This is a genomic window from Pseudomonas sp. ACN5, from assembly GCF_002303975.1.
In the GTDB taxonomy this organism is placed as follows: Bacteria; Pseudomonadota; Gammaproteobacteria; order Pseudomonadales; family Pseudomonadaceae; genus Aquipseudomonas; species Aquipseudomonas laurylsulfatiphila.
On record NZ_MRCP01000010.1, the window covers coordinates 107752 to 129212 of the forward strand.

Here is a 21461-nt window from a genome sequence, read left to right on the forward strand (position 1 = left end):
GTCACGCGCCTTATGAACGGCCATTTTGGCGTATTGACCGGAATAGGCGTTCCGGTCAAGATACGGGCGGTTTTGCGCTCGCCGTAGGCTGGCAGTTGGTTTCAAGAGCACCTCTAAAGACAGGGCGATGGCAGTAGAGAGTGATGCGCTGCGCGGGTTTGATGCGCAGTTTACACGCCGCGATGTTGAATGACTCGTCAGTCACCACTGACGAACGGTCATGCAGATCATGAGCGCTGGTCACTTGACACCTTTGCCGGCGTTTTTGGAGGTGCCCTTGCGCCCGATGAGCATCAACCGCCAGGTTCGCCTAGGCGACTTTCTTTTCACCGGAGAGTAACGAGGAATCCATGAAGGTTCTTGTAGCTGTCAAACGCGTTGTGGATTACAACGTCAAGGTTCGCGTCAAGGCGGACAATTCCGGCGTCGATCTTGCCAACGTCAAGATGTCGATGAACCCGTTCTGCGAGATCGCCGTGGAAGAAGCCGTACGCCTGAAAGAAAAAGGTGTTGCGACTGAAATCGTCGTCGTCTCCGTCGGCCCGTCCACCGCTCAAGAGCAACTGCGCACCGCGCTGGCTCTGGGTGCCGACCGCGCCATCCTCGTCGAGTCCGCCGAAGACCTGACTTCCCTGGCCGTTGCCAAGCTGCTCAAGGCTGTTGTCGACAAGGAACAGCCTCAGCTGGTGATCCTTGGCAAACAAGCCATCGACAGCGACAACAACCAGACTGGCCAGATGCTCGCTGCACTGAGCGGCTACGGTCAGGGCACGTTCGCGTCCAAAGTCGAAATCAGCGGCGACAGTGTTGCCGTGACTCGCGAAATCGACGGCGGCGCGCAGACAGTTTCCCTGAAACTGCCGGCCATCGTCACCACCGACCTGCGTTTGAACGAGCCGCGCTACGCGTCTCTGCCAAACATCATGAAAGCCAAGAAGAAGCCTCTCGAAGTGCTGACTCCGGACGCTTTGGGCGTTTCCACCGCCTCCACCAACAAGACCCTGAAAGTCGAAGCGCCAGCTGCACGCAGCGCGGGTATCAAGGTCAAGTCGGTGGCTGAACTGGTCGAGAAACTGAAAAACGAAGCGAAGGTAATCTAAATGACTATCTTGGTTATTGCTGAACACGACAACAAAGTGCTGGCCCCGGCCACGCTGAACACCGTTGCTGCTGCCGCCAAAATCGGTGGTGACATCCACGTTCTGGTTGCAGGCCAGGGCGCTGGCGCCGTGGCTGAAGCCGCTGCGAAAGTCGCTGGCGTGGCTAAAGTGCTGGTAGCTGATAACGCTGCCTACGCTCACCAGCTGCCGGAAAACGTTGCTCCACTGGTCGCCGAACTGGGCAAGGGCTACAGCCACATCCTGGCTGCCGCCACTTCCAACGGCAAAAACATCCTGCCGCGCGTTGCCGCTGCACTGGACGTTGACCAGATCTCCGAGATCATCTCGGTAGAAAGCGCTGACACTTTCAAGCGCCCGATCTACGCCGGTAACGCCATTGCCACCGTTCAATCGAACGCTGCAGTGAAAGTGATCACCGTGCGTGCCACCGGTTTCGACCCGGTTGCAGCTGAAGGTGGCTCCGCTGCCGTTGAAGCTGTTGGCGCTGCTCACGACGCTGGCATCTCCAGCTTCGTCGGCGAAGAACTGGCCAAGTCCGATCGTCCGGAACTGACCGCTGCCAAGATCGTCGTTTCCGGCGGCCGCGGCATGCAGAACGGCGACAACTTCAAGCACCTGTACGCCCTGGCCGACAAGCTGGGTGCTGCCGTGGGTGCTTCGCGCGCCGCGGTCGACGCAGGTTTCGTACCCAACGACATGCAGGTCGGTCAGACCGGCAAGATCGTTGCTCCACAGCTGTACATCGCCGTCGGTATCTCCGGCGCGATCCAGCACCTGGCCGGCATGAAAGACTCCAAAGTGATCGTTGCGATCAACAAGGACGAAGAAGCGCCGATCTTCCAGGTGGCCGATTACGGCCTGGTGGCGGACCTGTTCGAAGCCATCCCTGAGCTGGAGAAGCTGGTCTAAACCGGCTGCTTCACTTATAAAGAGCCCGGCCTTTTGGTCGGGCTTTTTTTTGCTCTTCTGTAGGAGCGAGCTTGCTCGCGATGGACTTCAATGCGCCGCGTTTTTCCAAAATGAACGCGTCATCGTTAACGTCCATCGCGAGCAAGCTCGCTCCTACAGGGGGGGAATAACCGGGTTTGAGTGGAGTGTGAAGCCATGGATCTGCGCTGTGTATGGAGCTTGCTGGGATTGACGCTGTTGCCGGCGCTGTCTTTCGCCGCAGGTAAATGCGAACGCCTGGTGGTCACCGGCAGCCCCGATGCGCCGCCGTACCTGTGGCAAGACCCGCAAGATCCCAAACACCTGATCGGTGCCAGTGCCGATTTGTTGCAGCAAGTGGCGGGGGAGTTGGGGCTCAAGGTCGAACTGCTGTATGCCGGCAAACGCGCCCAGGCCCTGGACGAAGTGCGCAGCGGACGCATGGACATGCTGGCGGACGCGACGTTGACCGTCAGTGAGCTGGAAACCCTGGATTACATCCATCCTCCCTTGCTGGAAAACGACTACCTGGTCTGGACGCGCAAGGATTCGGCACTGGTCTACAACGAAGCCACAGATCTGCACGGCCATCCGGGTGCCGTGTCGGAAAAGGCTCGATTGACCGCGCAATTCAGCACTTTTGCCGCACAGCAGTTAACCCTCGCGCACACGTCCAGCCTGACCCTGGCCTTTCAGAAGCTGTTGTTGGGCGAAGTCGAATTTGTCCTGGCCGGACGTTACTCGGGCATGGCGACTGCACAGGCACTGGGCATGGCCGGTGATCTGATTGCGCGTTCGCAACCGGTCGACAAGCCTGGCCTGTTCCTGGCGATTTCCCACAACTCGGCCTGCAACGATCCGTGGTTGCGCGGACAGTTGGCCAAAAAGATGACAGAATTGCCCGCGTCCGGACTGACGGAGGCTGTGCTGATGCGCAATATCGAGCGCTGGAAGGCACAGCGCTCACAACCGCAGCAACCCTCGCAACAACCCGTCAGTACCCCAAAACAGTAGGGATATTTAGTGAGTATTCGACCTCTTTTCGCTGCCGTGGCCATTGTCGCCCTGGCGGGTTGTGCAACCGATCCGGCGCCGAACGAACAAATGCGCCTGACCGAACAGGCACTCGAACAGGCCAAGGCCGTGGGTGCCACCGCCGACGATGTGCCGGAAATGAAACTGGCCGAGGACAAGTACAACCGTGCCAAGGGCAACATGACTGATCAATCGTTCAAGAACGCGCGCATGCGCGCCGAACAGGCCGAACTGGATGCGCGCCTGGCTGAGGCCAAGGTGCTGACGGCCAAGAGCGAGGAACAGTTGAACGTGCTTAACACCCGCATCGCCCGTCTGCAAAAGCAACTGGGAGATGCTCAATGAGCCTCAAGCGCAAAACCCTTGGCGGTTTGATTCTGGCCGCCAGCCTGACCGGTTGCGTCAGCCAGCACAGCGAGACCTCGCTGCAGCAGGCCGGAACCGACTTTCAGAAGGTCAAGGAAGACTCCAATGTCCTGCGAATCGCCCCCAAGGACGTGATCCGCGCCGGTGAGTCCCTGGCCCGTGCCGATCGCCTGTCCAGCTATTGGGGCAGTGGTTCGGACGTGGTGCATTACGCCTACCTGAGCCAGCGCTATAGCGCCATTGCCCGGGAACACACCAATCAGGCGCTCAACGAAGAAAAAGCGGCAAAACTCGAACTGGAACGGCAGCGCCTGCAACTGGCATTGCGTGAGTCCAAACTGTTCAGTGTGCAGCAGCAAGGCAAATGGCTCGAAGAGCAGATCCTGGCATTGACCACCTCCCAGACCGACCGCGGTCTGGTGATGACGTTGGGCGACATGCTGTTCGACACCGGCGAAGCGGAATTGAAACCTTCGGCCAACCGCGTGGTGTTGAAGATCGTGCAGTTCCTGCAACTCAACCCCAAGCGTGTGGTGCGGATCGAAGGTTACACGGACAGTACCGGGGGCAAGCAGGAAAACCTCAAGCTTTCTCGCGACCGCGCACAGTCGGTGGCTGACGTGCTGATGGACCTGGGCATTGACGACAAGCGCATCCAGGTCGAAGGTTATGGCGACGAGTATCCCGTGGACGCGAATGCGTCGGAACGGGGCCGTGCGCAGAACCGTCGGGTGGAAATTGTGTTTTCCGACGAAAACGGCCAGCTCGGCGCCGCCCGGTAGGGTGTGCGTCGATGGAAAACCCGGCCTGCCATGCAGCGCCGGGTTTTTTTTGCCTGCCGATTACCGCACAAAACAGTACAGATTTTGCTGACACTGCACTGTACGGTCGACTATTGTGGTAACTGTCCCCGTACACTTCTAAACTGTTCCGGTATTGTTTTACACAAGAATAAAATGCCCGTGAAATCGAGTGCTGCGTCATGACCAATCTTTTGCTCTATCAACGTATTGCTCAACAACTGGCCGAAGACATCCGCCGAGGGGTCTATCAGCCGGGAGAGCGCGTGCCTTCGGTGCGCAAGATGAGCTCGCAGCTCAATGTCAGTCATGCGACGGTGTTGCAGGCGTATGCCAATCTCGAAGATCAGGGGCTGATCCGTGCCCGGCCGCAGTCGGGTTACTACGTGCACCAGACGCCGGCACTCACGGCGCCGACGCCGGACATCGCCCGGGTCGAGCGCCCCGGCCTGGTCACCCGTAGCAGCATCATTCAACAAGTGCTGGTCGAATCCCGTCGTGAAGGTGTCTTCCCGTTGGGCGCGGCGGTGCCGAGTGTCGACTATTTGCCGGTGCGGGCGCTGCATCAGCAATTGGCCAAAGTCACTCGTTTCCATAGCCCGCGGGCTTTCAGTTACATGTTCAGTCCCGGTTTCGAGCCGTTGCGCCGGCAGGTGGCGATCCGCATGCGCGATGCCGGCGTGGTGGTCGATCCGTCGGAAGTGGTGATCACCCACGGCTGCGTCGATGCGCTGCAGATGTCCTTGCGCGTACTGACCCGCCCGGGCGATCTGATTGCAGCCGAGTCGCCGACCTACTACGGGTTGCTGCAACTGGCCGATCTGTTGGGCCTCAAGGTCATCGAGATCCCTAGCGATCCGGCCACGGGCATGAGCCTGGAAGCCCTGCAATTGGCAGCCAACCAGTGGTCGATCAAGGCGTTGGTGCTGACCACCCGGCTGAGTAACCCGTTGGGCGGCACCATGCCTGAAGAGCGGCAGAAACAACTGCTGCGCCTGGCGTCGGACTTCGATATCCAGATTGTCGAAGACGATATCTACGGTGAGCTGATGTTCGAGCAGGGACGCACCAAGTCCCTCAAGGCCTATGATCGGCTGGACCGGGTGATCTATTGCTCGAGCTTCTCGAAAACCCTGTCGCCGGGGGTGCGGATCGGCTGGATGATTGCCGGCAAGTATCAGCAGGAAATCCAGCGCTTGCAGACCTTCAGCACGCATTCAGCGTGCAGCGTGACCCAGATGGGCATCGCCGCCTACCTGGAAAATGGCGGGTACGACCGGCATTTGCGCTTCATCCGTCAGGAGTACCGCAAGAACCTCAGTGCCTTCCAGCTGGCCGTGCAGCAGTATTTCCCGGAAGGCACGCAGATGACCCGGCCTACCGGTGGCTTCATTCTGTGGGTCAGTCTGCCGGGGCGGGTCAACACCCAAGAGTTGCACGTGCGGGCATTGCAGCAGGGCATCAGTATTGCACCCGGGCTGATCTTCAGTAATACCGAGCAATTCAATCACTGCATTCGCCTCAATTGCGGCACGCCCTGGAATCGTGAAGCCGAGCGCGCGTTAATGACCCTGGGCATGCTGGCCACCCAACTCTGCCAGGAGATGGCTGGCGGTTTGTAATAGTCTGCTACTGCGCTTGTCTTGTGGGCTGCAACAGGCGAGCATAGGCACCTCTGCCGTTTGCACCCACCGTTGGATACATGAAACCGATTTTTCCTGCCGCCTGGCTTTTGCTCTGCCTGATTGCGAGTATTCAGCCGGTATCCGTCGTTGCCGCCACCGAGCAGGATCAGCAGGCCACCGGCAGTTTCCACGTCGCACCGATAGAAACCGCACCCGCAAAAAAAGCCTCGCCGGCCAAAAAACCGGCGACGCCCGCGAAAAAACGCCCACCCATTGCTTCCAAATCGAAACCGGCCAGCGAAGTGGTAAAGACCGAGCTTCCATCCGCCAAGCTGGACCTGAGCTTGCCCAAGGATATGGTTCAGGAACTCAAGCCGGTCGGAACAGTGCCGTTGTCCAAGCGCGAACCGCTGCTGCCCCAGATGTTCGGTGACAAAAGCGGCAGCAGCCCGTTCCAGCTCAACGGCCGCCTGCTCAGCAATGAAATGCAGCTGCAACTGCGCAATGAAGAGCGCCGTGAGGTTGAAGGCGCGGCACTGGATTTCGAGTTCAAGCAGTAACGCCAGCAAGTTCCGCGAGCCGCAGAACAGACGCTTTGTCGGAGACTGGTCGGTCATGCCCGTTAACGTGGAAAAACCCGCTCGCAGGTAATTTAAAACAACTGTTTTAGCGGGTACTCTGTGCCCCGTCCTTTTACACATTGCTCGTCGCGAGGAGCTTGTCGTCATGAAATGCCGTGAGGGCTGTGGCGCTTGTTGCATTGCCCCGTCCATCAGTTCACCGATCCCCGGTATGCCCAACGGCAAGGCCGCGGGGCAGCGTTGCCTGCAACTTTCCGCCGATAACCTGTGCAATATTTTCGGCCAGCCGGAACGGCCGGCGGTGTGTTCTGCCTTCGAGGCCGACCTCGAGGTGTGCGGAAGCAGCAGCGAAGAAGCCATCCGGCTGATTGGCTGGTGGGAGCAAATGACGGCGGCGTGATGTGTCGAACGAACGGAACTTCAACAATAAGGAATAAGACTATGGGTTCGCTGCATCGTATGGCTGTGCTGTGTGGTTTGACGGTTGTGCTGGTTACCTCGACGGCCCAGGCCGAAGACTGGAAAATCGCGAAAAACGAAGACGGCATCAAGGTCTCCCTGAGTGAAGTGGCCGGGTCCGATTACAAGGCCTACCAGGGCGTTACGCTAATGAAAACCACCATGGCCAAGCTGCGCGCGTTGCAGGATGACGTGTCCGGAGCCTGCGCCTGGATTCACGAATGCAAAACCCAGAAGTTGCTCAAGCACGAAGGTGACCAGAGCTGGACCTACACTCAGTTCAACACCCCATGGCCGGTGACTGCGCGTGACTCGGTGCTGCACATCACCACCACCGAAGGTGCCGATGGCAGCCTGACCCGCAAGCTCGAAGGCGTACCGAAATACCTTCCTGAAGAAAAAGGCTTCGTCCGGGTCGCCAAGGTCGACGGTTTCTGGAAGTTCGTACCCAAGGGCGACCAGGTCGAAGTGACCTATCAGGTGCACACTGAACCGGGTGGCAGCGTGCCGTCGATGGTGGCCAACAAGTTCGTGGTGGATGCCCCGTTCAATACCTTGAAAGCCCTCAAGGAACGCGCCGAGAAGTAACGGCGTGCTGCTTTAAAGGTGACTTCGCAGCGCCCCGACCGGTTCGGGGCGTTTGCGTTTTTGGCCGGGCAGGGCGCTTTAATTTGTTTCCGGATATGCGTTGCACGAAATTTTCACCAGGTCTCCAAGACAATTCACCGGCTCTCCCGCCACACGCAGCGTATTCCTGAATGCAGGATGAAACAGTCGGGATGAGGGGAGTAATCAATGGCAATACAGCCGTTGATCGTGCAACATTTGCGCACCGCGCAAACCCCGGGCCTTGTACGGGCCGAAAAGAGGGCCAGGCGCAGCTGTATTTTTTGAAACTTCAACTTCCAATGGGTCCTAAAACGACATGGCAATCCCGGACGCCCTGAATCAGCAGCGAGCCTTTAGTCGCCTGCTGCAACCGACCGTCAAATCGCATTTGGCCTACACGCTGTTGTGTGCCCTGGTCATGATGGTCATGTTCAGCCTGCTGCGCGTCGCGCTGCTGGTTTACAACCGCTCGATGATCCTCGATACACCGGCTTCGACCTTCCTTGAGGCATTCGCCAACGGTCTGCGTTTCGACCTGCGTCTGGTGGTCTATCTCAGTATTCCGTTGCTGCTGTCATTGTTCAGTGTCCGGGCCATGGCCGCACGCGGGCTGTTCCGTCTCTGGCTGACAGTCGTCTCCAGCATTGCGCTGTTCCTGGGCCTGATGGAGATGGACTTCTATCGTGAGTTCCACCAGCGTCTCAACGGCCTGGTCTTCCAGTACGTCAAGGAAGATCCGAAAACCGTGATGAGCATGCTCTGGTACGGTTTTCCCGTGGTCCGCTACCTGCTGGCATGGGCCGTGGGCACCTGGATCCTGAGCCTGGCGTTCAAGGGCGCAGACCGTGCGACCCGCCCTCGTGGCCCGTTCAGTGGCGGCAGCATCGGCACTCGCCAGGTTGCGCCGTGGTATGCACGCATTGGCGTGTTCGTGGTTTGCCTGCTGATCTGCGTCGTCGCGGCCCGTGGCACCTTGCGTCAAGGCCCGCCGATGCGCTGGGGTGATGTCTACACCACGGATTCCAACTTCGCCAACCAGTTGGGTCTCAACGGTACGCTTTCTCTGGTCGCCGCCGCCAAGAGCCGGATGTCCGAGGATCGCGACAATATCTGGAAGGCGACCCTGCCTCAGCCACAAGCCCAGCAAGTGGTGCGTGACATGCTGTTGGTACCGGCCGATAAACTGGTGGATACCGACACCGCAGCGGTACGTCGCGATTACACCCCGCCGGCCGACAAGACCCTGCCGATCAAGAACGTCGTTGTGATCCTGATGGAAAGCATGGCCGGTCACTCGGTGGGCGTGCTGGGCGGGCCGGGCAACATCACGCCGTACCTCGACAAACTGTCAAAGGAAGGCTTGCTGTTCGACCGCTTCTTCTCCAACGGCACCCATACCCACCAGGGCATGTTCGCCACCATGGCCTGCTTCCCGAACCTGCCGGGCTTCGAATACCTGATGCAGACCCCGGAAGGCAGCCACAAGCTGTCGGGTCTGCCGCAGTTGCTCAGTGCCCGTGACTTCGACGACGTGTATGTCTACAACGGCGATTTCGCCTGGGACAACCAGTCGGGTTTCTTCAGCAACCAGGGCATGACCAACTTCATCGGTCGTAACGATTTTGTGAACCCGGTGTTCTCTGATCCGACCTGGGGCGTGTCCGACCAGGACATGTTCGACCGTGGCCTGGTCGAGCTCAAGGCGCGGGAAAACGGCAAGCCTTTCTATGCCTTGCTGCAAACCCTGTCCAACCACACGCCTTACGCCTTGCCGACGCCATTGCCGGTCGAGCGCGTAACCGATCGTGGCAACCTGAACGAACACCTGACCGCCATGCGTTACTCGGACTGGGCACTGGGCCAGTTCTTTGAAAAGGCCCGCAAGGAGCCGTACTTCAAGGAAACCCTGTTTGTCATCGTCGGTGACCACGGTTTTGGTAACGAACAGCAGATCACCGAGATGGACCTGGGGCGCTTCAACGTGCCGATGCTGATGATCGCGCCGGGCATCCAGGAAAAATTCGGCCAGCGTGACCACACCGTGGGCACCCAGATCGACATCGTGCCGACCATCATGGGCCGCATCGGTGGCGAAGTGCGCCATCAGTGCTGGGGACGCGATCTGCTCGACCTGCCGCAAGGCGATGCCGGTATTGGTGTGATCAAGCCGTCGGGCAGCGAGCAGACCACGGCCATCCTCACCGCCGACCAGATTCTGGTCCTGCCGAAGGACAAGGACATGGCGCCGAAGCTGTATCAGTATGAATTGGGTGCCAAGCCTCGCGCCGAAATCATTGCTGACGCACCGCGTACCGCCGAGTTGAAACTCAAGCTCGAAGCGTTCCTGCAAACAGCGACCAAGAGCCTGCTGGACAACACAGCAGGAGTCGTTGACGGCACGCCGGACTAAGTATTCAGTCAGGTCTTGTTGCCTGACTTCAGGCAACAAAAAATCAGAATCCGATGCCTGCACAGGCATCGGATTTTTTTATGTTTGCCGGGTGGCGAAGAACCGCATCCAAGGGCAATACCTGTCAACTCTGACAGTAGACACCCTTGGGGTTTGGGGATTTCATACAGGTGCTTCGGGTACCTGATCCAACGTTTGTAACAGCGACGTTGAGAGCGGGCAGTGTCGCAAGGATGAGTGTCTGTCTGTTCCTGTCTCTTTGGCTTTCGTGCCATGTCTTGGTGATGCTGTGGAACCGCACTGGAAGACATTCCAATAGAAACGCCGGGGGTGGCTTTGGCGCTTTTCTGGCCTGCCGCTTCGGTTCAGGTGGTTCGCCGCAGGACATCGAATCAACAGATTTGTCCAGTGGGTTGAAGCACTTGTCTAACGAGTGAGGCTCGCTTCATGAACAAGTCTGTCGGTGTGCTTCGTTTGCTGTGGCTCGCGTGTCTGGTGGCGCTCGCCGCTGTCATCGCTTGGGTGGCGTTCACCAGAACATCAGAGTCCACGCCCTCACCTCAGTCCTGTACCGCTCCCGCTTATGCGAAGAACACGCCCTATGAACAAGGACAACAGGTACAGCACGCCGGCCGACAGTTTGAATGCTGGAAAGACGACGAGGCACCGCTTGGTATCGGTAGTTGGCAATGGTGCAGGCAACCGGCCTATGAGCCGCTCCTTCCAACCAACCACTGGAAAGACGCATGGAAGGACCTCGGTGAATGCGGTGGCTTCGAGGGCAATCGCCTGACGCTGAGCTTTGCCACCCTCAGCGGCAAAGCACCCCTGAAACCGGCGGTGCCCGGTGTCGCTCGCGCTGATCAGATCGTCACCGGAACCTTGCGCTGCAAGGCCGAAGAAATTTCGATCAGGGCGAAGGCCAGCGAAACGATCCATCTCGATAATCTGAAAGCCTGCGACTACCAACTGGTGATGAACAGCGCCGATGGATACATCCCGCTGAACACGCCGCGCATTGTCACGTTCAAGGAGGCGCAAGGGGCAGAGCAAGCCGTGACGGTGACGTATCGCCCACCGGTGGATGTGAGCAAGCTCAGTGGTTTGCCGGGGGTGAAAATCGAGCTGTTTGCCCAGGGGCTTGTACAACCCAGGCAGATGGCCATGGGCAAGAACGTATTGTATGTCGGCTCCAGCGCAATCCCTTCGTACGTCTATGGCGGAAAAATCGGCGACATGATCTACGCATTGCCACTGGATGGGGCGGGTAAACCGACGGGCATTCATGTCATTGCCAGTGGTCTGGAGGAGCCTCACGGCGTGGCGTATCGCGACGGTGATCTGTATTACTCGACCACGGGTGGTCTGTATCGCTTGCGTAACGCGGACGATCATTACAAAGACCCGAAACCCGAACGGGTCTTCAGCTTTCCGGCAGACGACAACCTGTTTCCCTTGCCCCCTCTGTCGTCCGGTTCCAACACTCGCATCTGGCACATGAAGCACCCCTTGCGCTTCAATCCACTCGATCCATCAGACAAGTGGCTTTATACAGCGGTCGGCATTCCGTGCAACTTGTGCATGATTCCTGCCGACAAGCGCTATGGGACGGTCTTGCGCTACTCCCCGGAAACGGGGGCGTCCGAGATTCTGGCCTCGGGGGTGCGTAACTCTGTCGGCTTCGACTGGAACCCCAAGGACGGCAAAATATGGTTCAGTGACAATAATCGCCAAGGCTTCCCCAACCCTGACGAGGTCAACTTTATCCGCAGCCCCGGGTTGCATTTCGGCGTGCCTTATCGGTTTGGCAAGGACACGCCCGGATTCACCCAGGAGGAGTACCTCAACCCGGGTGTGATCCAGCCGCCGCTGGTGCCCGGTGCCATTGTGTCCGACAAGTCGCTCGAGCAGATCAACCCCGCTGATTATGTGCCGGCAGCTTTTGAGTCGGGCACCAACACGGCGCCGCTCGGGGTCAAGTTCTGGTCAGGTTACCCGGCCACTGAAAGGACCCAGCGTTTGCTGGTTGCCGTGCATGGTGCGGGCTCCACTGCCCGTCCAGGCATGGACATACAAATGCTGACCATCCAGGACGGTACGCGCGTGGTCAACCAGATCCCGCTGATCAATGGATTTGTGCAGGACCCGGAACGATTTGATGTCTATTGCCTGGACAGCTCGTGCATTGGGCGCCCCGTCGAGTTTCTTGAACTGGCGGATGGCAGCCTGCTGATCAGCGACGACGTCGCCGGGGTCATCTATCGCGTGCGCTATGACGCGACCGGGTTGCCGCAGACGCAGTTGGCGTTACGTCCAATGCTGTCACCTCCCGGCCTGGAAAACGAAATGATCAGTGGTTATCTGATTGCCCCCGACGGCAATAGTCGACTGGTGCAAATTTCATGGAATGCGTTAAACAATGAGTCCGCGCTGGTTCTCAATGGGTTGGCGTATGGTGAGTATCAGTTGCGCCTCAATGATGTGAAAAACTGGATTCCCGAAGTGCGCAACACAGCGTTAACGCTATCGGAAACCAGCAAGACTCATACGATCAACCTGCGTTACCGCGAGCGGCCGATCAAGCTTGAGGTCAAGGTGACGATCAAGGCACCGACCAGGCCCGCTTCTGTCACCGATGCCCAATGGCACGTCAGCCTGATTAACGAGGACCAGAGTAATGCTGAGCCACAGGTCATAAACATTCCATGGGGCGGGACTACGACGCAGCTCCTCGACTATGGCAAGTACAAGGTTATCTACCCGTTTTATCCGAAGGAAAAACCGCAGCCGGAACTGGAGACGGTGGTGATTGATGAGTCCAGCCAGGACCGGCAGCTGCCACTCGTCACTTACCAGCATGTCGAGAACCTGGGCGAAACGGTCCTGACGGGGGCCTGTACCAAGTGCCATGCGGTCGAGTACTTCAATAACGCGAGTAAGGCCTTGCTCTGGAGCGTGGCGGGTCGGGACGCGTTGGTCACACAAATCAAGACCATGCCGGTTTCAGGGCATTGCGACACCACCTGTGCGACTGAAATCAGTAATCACTTGTTCGACGTCGTCTGGAAATCTTACCTGGATCAGGGCGAATCCTATGGCGCGCGGCAGTTGCGATTGCTGACGCCAGATGAGTATGCCGCCACCGTCCTGGACATTCTGGGGGTTGAAGTCAATCCCGAGAAGCTGCCGGCCGACAAGTCCGAAAAAGACTTCAAGTACCCTGGGGAAGCGAACATGGGCGTTCTGCAGGCAGAGGACGTCAAACTGTTTTACGACATGGCATTGTCGGTGGCAGAAAAGGTTTCGCCATCGCGGTTGAGCGCGCTGGCAACCTCCCGGGCAGGCACCGATCTGGTCACCTCCCTGGGCTATCAGTTGTTCCGACGGCCTGTCACTGACGCCGAGCGGTTGCGTTACCAGAAAATCCTCGATGAGCAAGGGGCGCCGGCTGCAATCACCGCTCTGATGATGTCGCCGAACTTTCTCTATCGCTCGGAGTTGGGAGTGGAGTCAGCATCGGCAAGCAAGGTGTATCAGCTCACACCGTTCGAGGTAGCCACTGCGCTCTCTTACGGGTTCCTGGGCACGACGCCGGATGTTGAGTTGCTGGCCAAGGCGCAGCGCAACGAACTGCAGACCTCGCAACAGATCGCCGCAGAAATTCAGCGAATGATGCAAACCGATCGCGGCATCGAGCAGTTCAACCGCTTCGTCAGCTATTACGTCAAAACGGTTCGAGGCGTCCAGGAAAAACCGGGACTGACCAGGCACATGATTGAGCTCATGACGCAGGAGCAGTATCTGCTGAGCAAAAACATGCTGCTGGGTTCCGGCACCCTGAACGAGTTGTTCAACCCCGGCTACACCTATTTGAATCAGGACCTGGCCGCGCATTATGGCATCAGCGGTGTCACGGGCAGCACGATGCAAAAGGTCATGGTGGACGAAAAACGGGGAGGGTTGTTGCATCTGGGGCTGACTCAAGCTGCCACGTCAGACTTGGTGAGGACCTCATTGGTCAAGCGTGGAATCATGATTCGTGAGCAGATGTTCTGCCGTGAGTTCGGTGCCCCGGTGGAGGCCGATCCGACAGAACCGGTTTATCCGCCTCGCGCCATTACCACCCGTGAGCATTGGGACCTGGTCAACGGCGAGCAAGCTTCAGGTGGACGCTGCTGGCAGTGCCATCAATACATGAATGACACAGGGTCGTCGATGGAGCATTACGACGCGGCTGGTCGTTATCGCACTCAGGAAAAGGCCCACAACTATAACCAGTATCCGCAGATGTTGCCGATCAAGGCCTCCGGTCCGTTCATCAGTCTGGCCGGCACCGAGCAGGTCGATGATGTCCGGGATGTCGCAAGAATTGTCTCGCGTAACCCGGCATCACAGTTCTGCATGGCCGACAGTTACTTCCGCTTTGTGTTCGGCAACAAATCGGATGAATCGACCTCCGGGACAGTGAAGGCGATTGCCGATGGCTTGAAAACTTCAGGCTCCCTGGCAGAAATGTTGCGAACCCTGGGGACTTCCAAGGCGTTCATCTACAAAACCGAGAGGAATTGATCATGGGCATTTTGAAAAGTCGTCGGCGTTTTCTCGCGGGCATGGCTGCGGCAGGTGTCTACGGTCCTCTGACTCAATTCGGTTTGGCGCGCATGGCTTTGGCCGGGCAAACACAGCAAGCCAGGTTGAAGGTTGTGTTTGTGGTGGTCCCCGACGGACTGGCGGTGGACTCCTACAATGGCGGTGCTTTTGGTGATGGGCGCGGATTGTGGCACCCCACTGCACAGGGGATGGATACCACGGCCTTTACGCTCAATGAAGTCAGTTCAGAGCTGGCCGCCTATCGCAACCAGTCGTTGTACCTGCGCGGGATTATTCTGGGGCCGGGGAACGTGGGTCATAATGGCTGGAACTGGGTATTGCGTGATAGTCAAAAGAGTCAATCGTCTATTGACGTGTTGCTGGGGCAAGCGCTGCCGGGCACTGAGCCGTCCCACCGAAGTCTGTTTGCCGGCCCCCACGCCGGAATCGATGGAACGCCCTGGTTTGTGTCGTTTCAGGGACGTTCGATTCGTACCCCCTACCGTGACCCAATGCTGATGGCTGAATCATTGTTCAAGTCGCCCGCTCGGACTCGGCGCGCACTACAGCCTGGTGCCGGTGCGCTGCTGGAGGCATCCCTGGTGGATATCCGGGAACTCAGAGCCAGGCTTTCTACCGCAGAGCGGCAAAAGCTTGATACCCATCTCGACTCGGTGGAGCAGGTCATCAAGGACCTGGAGGAAACACGGCCGCCCGTGGGGGCATGTGAGCCGGTGACACTCGAGCCTCTGGATTACAGATCGGCGGCGCACCGCACCCGCATTCAGGCGGATCACCACAAAGTGGTGGCCACCGCCTTGGGTTGCGGGATAACCCGGGTCGCCACCCTTCAGATCGGGCGCTCGGCGGAGTCGCTCAATATCGTTGATGTCAGTCCCGAGAGAAATCCCCACGATTGTGCTCACCGTCGCTCCGGGCAAGAACTCTGGAAGGGAACGCGGCAATGGTACGTTCGGCAGGTCAAACTGTTTATGGATGAACTGGCCCGGTACCAGGACCCGCACGTGCCCAGCGACAATCTGCTCCAACATACACTCGTCGTACTCACCAGCGAGATGGCCGATGGATCCCCTGAACACATGATCGATATGCCGATGTTGTTAATGGGGGGGGCGAGCGGATTGTTGAAAAGCGGGGACGGTTCGGGACGGTACTTCAACATTACGTCGCAAGCCGATCAAAAGCACCACGCGGGGAACCCGGTGATCGGCCAGCATTTCGTCGACATGCAGCGTATCTGGGCAACCGTAGCCAAGGCAGCCGGAACCCGCGTGCCTTACGGCGGCAATATCAATCCCCTCAGCGGGATATTCACTAACGTGTGAATCCGAACAACGATGCCAGTCAGATGGACTGGCATCGTCTTTTTCGCTGGTTTCTATCTGCTTGTCAGACTTTCATATCTTGCCGAGCAAGAGCAGGATCAACAGCACCACCAATACGACGCCGATGATTCCGGACGGGCCATAACCCCAACTTCTGGAGTGCGGGAAGACCGGTAAACCCCCGATCAGTAACAGGATCAGAATGATGATCAGTATTGTGCCCATGTCTTTTTCCTTGTCGAAAATGCAGTGAAATGACCGTGCCAATCAGGTCAGCGGGAATGAAGTAAATTCGAGCTGCTTAAAAATTCCGACTCATGCGACTGCAGGAAAATTCCAAGTTTTTTTGAAGTATTTCGGACAGGTTCTTATTTCTTTTGTGATTGCCTTAGTTGCTTGTGGCGCGCCCGCGGTTTGCTCGGGCCATTCAGCAATCTGATGGAGCGTGGGTCGGGCAACTTCCTTCGCTACACTCGATGCATCTTCCGAGAACAACAAGGCTGTTTGCTATGCAAAATCGCATGATGATCACTGGTGCAGGCTCTGGCCTGGGTCGCGAAATCGCGTTGCGCTGGGCGCGTGAAGGCTGGCAACTGGCCTTGTCGGACGTCAGCGAGCCCGGTTTGCAGGAAACCCTGAAGTTGGTCCGTGAAGCCGGTGGCGATGGTTTTATCCAGCGCTGCGACGTGCGCGACTACAGCCAACTGACGGCGTTTGCCCAGGCCTGTGAGGTCAAGCTCGGCGGCATCGATGTCATCGTCAATAACGCGGGTGTGGCCTCTGGCGGCTTCTTCAGTGAGTTGTCCCTGGAGGACTGGGACTGGCAGATAGCAATCAACCTGATGGGCGTGGTCAAGGGCTGCAAGGCTTTCCTGCCGCTGCTGGAACAAAGCAAAGGCAAGATCATCAACATCGCCTCCATGGCCGCGCTGATGCAAGGCCCGGCGATGAGTAACTACAACGTGGCCAAGGCGGGTGTGGTGGCGTTGTCCGAAAGCCTGCTGATCGAGCTGGCGCATCAGGAAGTCGGCGTACATGTGGTGTGCCCATCCTTCTTCCAGACCAACCTGCTGGACTCCTTCCGCGGTCCGACCCCGGCCATGAAGGCCCAGGTCGGCAAGCTGCTGGAAAGCTCGCCGATCAGCGCCGCCGACATCGCCGACTACATCTACCAGCAGGTCGCTGCCGGCGAGTTCATGATCCTGCCCCACGAACAGGGCCGCATGGCCTGGGCGATCAAACAGAAGAACCCGCAATTGCTCTACAACGAAATGACCGTCATGGCCGACAAAATGCGCGCCAAGGCCAGGCAATCCGCAAGCTGATCTTGCCCGCAGGCAACGCTGTGGTTAGGGTGGCCGCCATCGGCCATCCTTGCGAGACGCTTGCATGCTCAATTACCTGTGGTTTTTCCTCGCCGCGCTGTTCGAAATTGCCGGTTGCTTCGCCTTCTGGATGTGGCTGCGCCAGGGTAAAAGCATGTGGTGGGTGGTGCCGGCGCTCCTCAGCCTGACCCTGTTCGCCCTGCTACTGACCCGTATCGAGGCCACCTACGCCGGCCGCGCCTACGCTGCCTACGGTGGCATCTACATCATTGCCTCGATTGGCTGGCTGGCCGTGGTCGAGCGGATTCGTCCGCTGGGTTCGGACTGGCTCGGCGTGGCGTTGTGTGTGATTGGCGCGAGTATCATCCTGTTCGGGCCGCGATTCTCCGCGTCCTGACAGCTCGTCCCTACAATCACCCGGCTTGTCGGACTTTTCCGTCAGCGGGGTGGTTCAGGGGCTGTCAGTCCGGTCCGGTTTGCTGTCGGAGCATTGTAGGCGTACGGCGGGCCGGGCATCTTCAGGGGCCAGTAATCCCTGAAGGACACTCCTTATGCTCGTACTCAGTCGCGTTGTGGGCGAAACCATTTCCATCGGTGACAACATTTGCGTGCGCGTTCTCGCGATCAACGGAAACCACGTTCGCTTTGGCGTCGAGGCGCCTCAGGACGTCAATGTGCACCGCGCCGAAATCTATGAACGCATTCAGAACAAACTGGCGAAAACCAAGGAACGCTGAAGCTTCAGTCAAACAGGTGCTTGGGCACGTCATGCTTGAGCATCAGTTGGCATTGCTCGCTTTCCGGGTCGAAGACAATCAGTGCCTGGCCCTTGGTCAGCGCCTGGCGCACGCGCAGAACGCGGGTTTCCAGCGGCGTGTCGTCACCATTGTCGGTGCCGTCGCGGGTCACGAAATCCTCGATCAGGCGGGTGAGGGTGTCGACTTCAAGTTGGTCGTGGGGGATCAGCATAGGCACCTCGGTCGGATCAATGGCGCGATGCTACGGCGATTGGGCTGTTGCGGCTAGCCTGGGGCTGATGTGTTGTCTGGTCTGACGCCTTCGCGAGCAAGCCCGCTCCCACATTCGACCGCATTTTCATGGAAGTAACTCGGTCACTGTGGGAGCGGGCTTGCTCGCGAAGGCGATCTGTCAGGCAATGAAGAGTCTGACTTAACTCTCCGACCGCTGCCCCACCAGGCTGTCCACCGACGGCACCCGCGTATCGCTTTCCATCTGCGTGTCATGTTCGAGCTGATGGCTGAACCGGTCCAGTGAGCCCTTGGCCGGTTGCGCATCGCTGGCAAACACCGGCGGGCTGAGGATGTAGGCACCGAGCAGGCGGCTCAGGGCGGCGAGGCTGTCGATGTGGGTGCGTTCGTAACCGTGGGTGGCGTCGCAGCCGAAGGCCAGCAGGGCCGTGCGAATGTCGTGGCCGGCGGTGACCGCCGAATGCGCGTCGCTGAAGTAGTAGCGGAACAGGTCGCGGCGTGCCGGCAGGTCGTTGTCGCTGGCCAGGCGCAGGAGGTGACGCGATAGGTGATAGTCATACGGCCCGCCGGAGTCCTGCATCGCGATGCTTACCGCATGCTCGCTGGAGTGCTGGCCTGGCGCGACCGGAGCGATGTCGATGCCGACGAATTCACTGACGTCCCAGGGCAGCGCCGCCGCGGCGCCGCTGCCGGTTTCCTCGGTGATGGTGAACAGCGGATGGCAGTCGATCATCAGTTCTTCGCCACTGTCGACGATGGCTTTGAGGGCCGCCAGCAGTGCGGCCACTCCAGCCTTGTCATCGAGGTGGCGGGCGCTGATATGGCCGCTTTCGGTGAACTCCGGCAACGGGTCGAAGGCGACGAAATCGCCGACGCTGATGCCCAGCGATTCACAGTCGGCGCGGGTGGCGCAGTAGGCGTCCAGGCGCAATTCGATGTGATCCCAACTGATCGGCATTTCATCCACGGCGGTATTGAACGCGTGCCCGGACGCCATCAACGGCAAGACGCTGCCACGGATCACGCCGTTGTCGGTAAACAGGCTGACCCGGCTGCCTTCGGCAAAGCGGCTGGACCAGCAACCGACCGGCGCGAGGGTCAGGCGGCCGTTGTCCTTCACCGCACGCACCGCCGCGCCGATGGTGTCCAGGTGGGCGGAAACGGCGCGGTCGGGGCTGTTCTTCTTGCCCTTGAACGTGGCGCGGATGGTGCCGCGACGGGTCAGCTCGAAGGGAATGCCCAGTTCTTCAAGGCGCTCGGCGACGTAGCGCACGATGGTGTCGGTGAACCCGGTGGGGCTGGGAATGGCGAGCATTTCCAGCAGGACTTTTTGCAGGTAGCCGAGGTCCGGTTCGGGGATTTTGCTGGTCATGGAAACTCCTGATGAGTTGAGCGCATCGATGGTTTCGATGAGGGATTTGTGTTGTTTGTCAGTCCGTCTTCGCGAGCAAGCCCGCTCCCACATTTAATTGCATTCCCCTGTGGGAGCGGGCTTGCTCGCGAAGGGGCCGGTCCAGACAACACATCACTAAGAAACCACCGGCTGGCTGTGCGGAAACAACAAATCGACAAACCGCTCCGCCGTCGGCTGCGGTTCGTGGTTGGCCAGCCCGGCCCGTTCGTTGGCTTCGATAAACACGTAGTCTGGCTGGTCAGCGGCGGACACCATCAGGTCGAGGCCGACCACAGGAATGTCCAGCGCCCGGGCGGCCCGTACAGCCGCGTCCAGCAGCGTCGGGTGCAGGATCGCCGTGACGTCCTCGAGAATGCCGCCGGTATGAAGATTCGCCGTACGCCGTACGAACAGATGCTCGCCGGCCGGCAGAATGCTGCCGTAGTCGTATCCGGCCGCCTGCAAGGTGCGAAGGGTTTCCGCGTCCAGCGGGATCTTGCTTTCGCCACCCGTGGCCGCTTGTCGGCGCCGGCTCTGGGCTTCGATCAACTGGCCGATGGAGTGCTGGCCATCGCCGATCACTTCGGCCGGCCGGCGAATCGCGGCCGCGACCACTTCAAAACCGATCACCAGGATTCGCAGGTCGAGGCCTTGGTGGAAGCTTTCCAGCAGCACGCGACTATCAAACTGGCGGGCCGCCTCGATGGCGTGCTGCACCTCTTCGATGGTCTGCAGGTCGACCGCCACGCCTTGGCCCTGTTCGCCGTCCAGCGGTTTGACCACCACGCGCCGGTGCTCATCCAGGAACGCCAGATTGTCATCGGCATTGCCCGCTAGTTGCTGCACGGGCAGGTTCAGCCCGGCAGCCTTGAGCACCTTGTGGGTCAGGCTCTTGTCCTGGCACAGGGTCATGCTGATGGCGCTGGTCAGGTCACTCAGTGATTCGCGGCAGCGTACCCGGCGCCCGCCATGGCTGAGGGTGAACATTCCGGCATCGGCGTCATCGACTTGCACATCGATGCCGCGACGGTGTGCTTCTTCGACGATGATCCGGGCGTACGGATTAAAGGCGGCTTCGGGGCCCGGCCCGAGAAACAGCGACTGGTTGATACCGTTCTTGCGCTTGATGGCGAAGGTCGACAGGTTGCGAAAGCCGAGCTTGGCGTACAGGCTTTTCGCCTGGCGGTTGTCGTGCAGCACGGACAGGTCGAGGTAAGCGAGACCGCGACTCATGAAGTGTTCGATCAGATGCCGCACCAGCACTTCGCCGACGCCCGGCCGCGCACAATGCGGGTCGACCGCCAGGCACCAGAGACTGCTGCCGTGTTCCGGATCGTTGAAGGCTTTAGCATGATTGAGGCCCATGACGCTGCCGATGACCGCGCCGCTGTCATCGTCTTCCGCCAGCCAGTACACCGGGCCGCCCAGGTGGCGCGCAGTGAGCAGGGTGGCATCGATCGGCAGCATGCCGCGCGCCTGGTACAGCTGGTTGATGGCCTGCCAGTCGGCGTCGCTCTGCGCGCGTCGAATGCGAAATCCACGAAACACCCGGGTCGCCTGGCGGTAGTCGCTGAACCACAGGCGCAAGGTATCGGATGGGTCGAGGAACAGCTGCGCCGGCTCCAGCCCCAGCACCTGCTGGGGCGCGGCGACGTACAGCGCGATGTCCCGTTCGCCGGGCTGCTCGTTGAGCAACTCCGCGGCCAGGCTCGCCGCATCGGCAAAGGTGTGGCCGATCAACAAGCGGCCCCAACCGCAATGCACCGCAATCGGTGCGGCGCCGAGTTCACTGCCATCCTCGGCCAGGCGTGCCTGCAAACGTTCGTAGGAAGGCGACTGGCCGCGCAACAGGCGTTGGCTGAAAGCCGTGGCGTGAGGTTTCATC

The 21461-nt window shown here is 59.3% G+C and carries 19 protein-coding genes; 15 read left to right on the plus strand and 4 right to left on the minus strand.

All coding sequences use genetic code 11. From position 1 onward, the window contains the following. The first annotated feature begins 350 nt into the window (after positions 1-350). From BSF40_RS19375 to BSF40_RS19430, 12 genes are all read left to right on the plus strand, one after another. Positions 351-1100 (plus strand): electron transfer flavoprotein subunit beta/FixA family protein, encoded by a 750-nt coding sequence (locus BSF40_RS19375; RefSeq protein WP_015093946.1) that lies wholly within the window; start codon positions 351-353, stop codon positions 1098-1100. Beyond that, positions 1101-2030, plus strand: a complete 930-nt coding sequence (locus BSF40_RS19380) for an electron transfer flavoprotein subunit alpha/FixB family protein (RefSeq protein WP_008004325.1) — start codon at positions 1101-1103, stop codon at positions 2028-2030. 195 nt (positions 2031-2225) lie between these two features. Then, positions 2226-3062, plus strand: a complete 837-nt coding sequence (locus BSF40_RS19385) for an ABC transporter substrate-binding protein (RefSeq protein ID WP_095966320.1) — start codon at positions 2226-2228, stop codon at positions 3060-3062. 9 nt (positions 3063-3071) lie between these two features. Next, entirely contained in the window at positions 3072-3428 is a 357-nt protein-coding gene (locus tag BSF40_RS19390; RefSeq protein ID WP_015093949.1) for a DUF4398 domain-containing protein, read from the plus strand. After that, positions 3425-4231 carry an OmpA family protein gene (locus tag BSF40_RS19395; protein WP_095966321.1) on the plus strand — a complete coding sequence of 269 codons (807 nt, stop codon included), beginning with the start codon at positions 3425-3427 and terminating at the stop codon, positions 4229-4231. The genes BSF40_RS19390 and BSF40_RS19395 overlap by 4 nt, the downstream gene beginning before the upstream one ends. A 200-nt stretch (positions 4232-4431) precedes the next feature. Next, positions 4432-5871, plus strand: coding sequence for a PLP-dependent aminotransferase family protein (locus tag BSF40_RS19400; protein WP_007973699.1), 1440 nt, complete (start codon positions 4432-4434; stop codon positions 5869-5871). An 80-nt stretch (positions 5872-5951) separates the two neighbouring features. Then, positions 5952-6434 (plus strand): translation initiation factor 2, encoded by a 483-nt coding sequence (locus BSF40_RS19405; RefSeq protein ID WP_095966322.1) that lies wholly within the window; start codon positions 5952-5954, stop codon positions 6432-6434. Positions 6435-6600: 166 nt separating this feature from the next. After that, positions 6601-6855: a YkgJ family cysteine cluster protein gene (locus tag BSF40_RS19410; protein WP_095966323.1), complete on the plus strand. Its 255-nt coding sequence runs from the start codon at positions 6601-6603 to the stop codon at positions 6853-6855. A gap of 41 nt (positions 6856-6896) precedes the next feature. Next, positions 6897-7502: an START domain-containing protein gene (locus tag BSF40_RS19415; protein WP_095966324.1), complete on the plus strand. Its 606-nt coding sequence runs from the start codon at positions 6897-6899 to the stop codon at positions 7500-7502. Between the two features lie 337 nt (positions 7503-7839). Beyond that, positions 7840-9933, plus strand: a complete 2094-nt coding sequence (locus BSF40_RS19420) for an LTA synthase family protein (protein ID WP_095966325.1) — start codon at positions 7840-7842, stop codon at positions 9931-9933. Positions 9934-10380: 447 nt separating this feature from the next. Further along, entirely contained in the window at positions 10381-14502 is a 4122-nt protein-coding gene (locus BSF40_RS19425) for a DUF1592 domain-containing protein (RefSeq protein WP_095966326.1), read from the plus strand. Positions 14503-14504: 2 nt separating this feature from the next. Then, the gene (locus BSF40_RS19430; protein ID WP_095966327.1) at positions 14505-15869 is read left to right on the plus strand and encodes a DUF1552 domain-containing protein; all 1365 of its coding nucleotides are present in this window, start codon (positions 14505-14507) and stop codon (positions 15867-15869) included. Positions 15870-15941: 72 nt separating this feature from the next. Here the strand turns inward: BSF40_RS19430 and BSF40_RS19435 are convergent, their stop codons facing one another. After that, positions 15942-16094, minus strand: coding sequence for a DUF3309 family protein (locus BSF40_RS19435; protein WP_018606531.1), 153 nt, complete (start codon positions 16092-16094; stop codon positions 15942-15944). A 284-nt stretch (positions 16095-16378) separates the two neighbouring features. On the opposite strand from BSF40_RS19435, the gene BSF40_RS19440 reads away from it, so the two are divergent. From BSF40_RS19440 to csrA, 3 genes are all read left to right on the plus strand, one after another. Beyond that, the gene (locus BSF40_RS19440; RefSeq protein ID WP_095966328.1) at positions 16379-17194 is read left to right on the plus strand and encodes an SDR family oxidoreductase; all 816 of its coding nucleotides are present in this window, start codon (positions 16379-16381) and stop codon (positions 17192-17194) included. Positions 17195-17258: 64 nt separating this feature from the next. Continuing rightward, positions 17259-17591, plus strand: a complete 333-nt coding sequence (locus tag BSF40_RS19445; protein ID WP_008004345.1) for a YnfA family protein — start codon at positions 17259-17261, stop codon at positions 17589-17591. 154 nt (positions 17592-17745) lie between these two features. Further along, positions 17746-17931: a carbon storage regulator CsrA gene (csrA, locus tag BSF40_RS19450; protein WP_015093958.1), complete on the plus strand. Its 186-nt coding sequence runs from the start codon at positions 17746-17748 to the stop codon at positions 17929-17931. A 4-nt stretch (positions 17932-17935) separates the two neighbouring features. On the opposite strand, the gene BSF40_RS19455 is transcribed toward csrA, so the two are convergent. The 3 genes from BSF40_RS19455 to ngg form a co-directional block, all read right to left on the minus strand. Further along, a complete protein-coding gene (locus BSF40_RS19455) occupies positions 17936-18163 on the minus strand; it encodes a YheU family protein (protein WP_003199186.1) in 228 nt (75 codons plus the stop codon). 201 nt (positions 18164-18364) lie between these two features. Continuing rightward, positions 18365-19555: an osmoprotectant NAGGN system M42 family peptidase gene (locus tag BSF40_RS19460; RefSeq protein ID WP_095966329.1), complete on the minus strand. Its 1191-nt coding sequence runs from the start codon at positions 19553-19555 to the stop codon at positions 18365-18367. Positions 19556-19711: 156 nt separating this feature from the next. Continuing rightward, positions 19712-21460 (minus strand): N-acetylglutaminylglutamine synthetase, encoded by a 1749-nt coding sequence (gene ngg, locus BSF40_RS19465; RefSeq protein WP_095966330.1) that lies wholly within the window; start codon positions 21458-21460, stop codon positions 19712-19714. Between the last annotated feature and the right edge of the window lies 1 nt (position 21461).

Bases quoted from the DNA above. Each gene is read 5' to 3' on its own strand.
- csrA (WP_015093958.1), top strand. From the start codon at position 17,746: ATGCTCGTACTCAGTCGCGTTGTGGGCGAAACCATTTCCATCGGTGAC.
- BSF40_RS19425 (WP_095966326.1), top strand. From the start codon at position 10,381: ATGAACAAGTCTGTCGGTGTGCTTCGTTTGCTGTGGCTCGCGTGTCTG.
- BSF40_RS19420 (WP_095966325.1), top strand. From the start codon at position 7,840: ATGGCAATCCCGGACGCCCTGAATCAGCAGCGAGCCTTTAGTCGCCTG.
- BSF40_RS19415 (WP_095966324.1), top strand. From the start codon at position 6,897: ATGGGTTCGCTGCATCGTATGGCTGTGCTGTGTGGTTTGACGGTTGTG.
- BSF40_RS19435 (WP_018606531.1), bottom strand. From the start codon at position 16,094: ATGGGCACAATACTGATCATCATTCTGATCCTGTTACTGATCGGGGGT.
- BSF40_RS19395 (WP_095966321.1), top strand. From the start codon at position 3,425: ATGAGCCTCAAGCGCAAAACCCTTGGCGGTTTGATTCTGGCCGCCAGC.
- BSF40_RS19405 (WP_095966322.1), top strand. From the start codon at position 5,952: ATGAAACCGATTTTTCCTGCCGCCTGGCTTTTGCTCTGCCTGATTGCG.
- BSF40_RS19430 (WP_095966327.1), top strand. From the start codon at position 14,505: ATGGGCATTTTGAAAAGTCGTCGGCGTTTTCTCGCGGGCATGGCTGCG.
- BSF40_RS19400 (WP_007973699.1), top strand. From the start codon at position 4,432: ATGACCAATCTTTTGCTCTATCAACGTATTGCTCAACAACTGGCCGAA.
- BSF40_RS19440 (WP_095966328.1), top strand. From the start codon at position 16,379: ATGCAAAATCGCATGATGATCACTGGTGCAGGCTCTGGCCTGGGTCGC.
- BSF40_RS19380 (WP_008004325.1), top strand. From the start codon at position 1,101: ATGACTATCTTGGTTATTGCTGAACACGACAACAAAGTGCTGGCCCCG.
- BSF40_RS19385 (WP_095966320.1), top strand. From the start codon at position 2,226: ATGGATCTGCGCTGTGTATGGAGCTTGCTGGGATTGACGCTGTTGCCG.
- BSF40_RS19460 (WP_095966329.1), bottom strand. From the start codon at position 19,555: ATGACCAGCAAAATCCCCGAACCGGACCTCGGCTACCTGCAAAAAGTC.
- ngg (WP_095966330.1), bottom strand. From the start codon at position 21,460: ATGAAACCTCACGCCACGGCTTTCAGCCAACGCCTGTTGCGCGGCCAG.
- BSF40_RS19455 (WP_003199186.1), bottom strand. From the start codon at position 18,163: ATGCTGATCCCCCACGACCAACTTGAAGTCGACACCCTCACCCGCCTG.
- BSF40_RS19375 (WP_015093946.1), top strand. From the start codon at position 351: ATGAAGGTTCTTGTAGCTGTCAAACGCGTTGTGGATTACAACGTCAAG.
- BSF40_RS19410 (WP_095966323.1), top strand. From the start codon at position 6,601: ATGAAATGCCGTGAGGGCTGTGGCGCTTGTTGCATTGCCCCGTCCATC.
- BSF40_RS19445 (WP_008004345.1), top strand. From the start codon at position 17,259: ATGCTCAATTACCTGTGGTTTTTCCTCGCCGCGCTGTTCGAAATTGCC.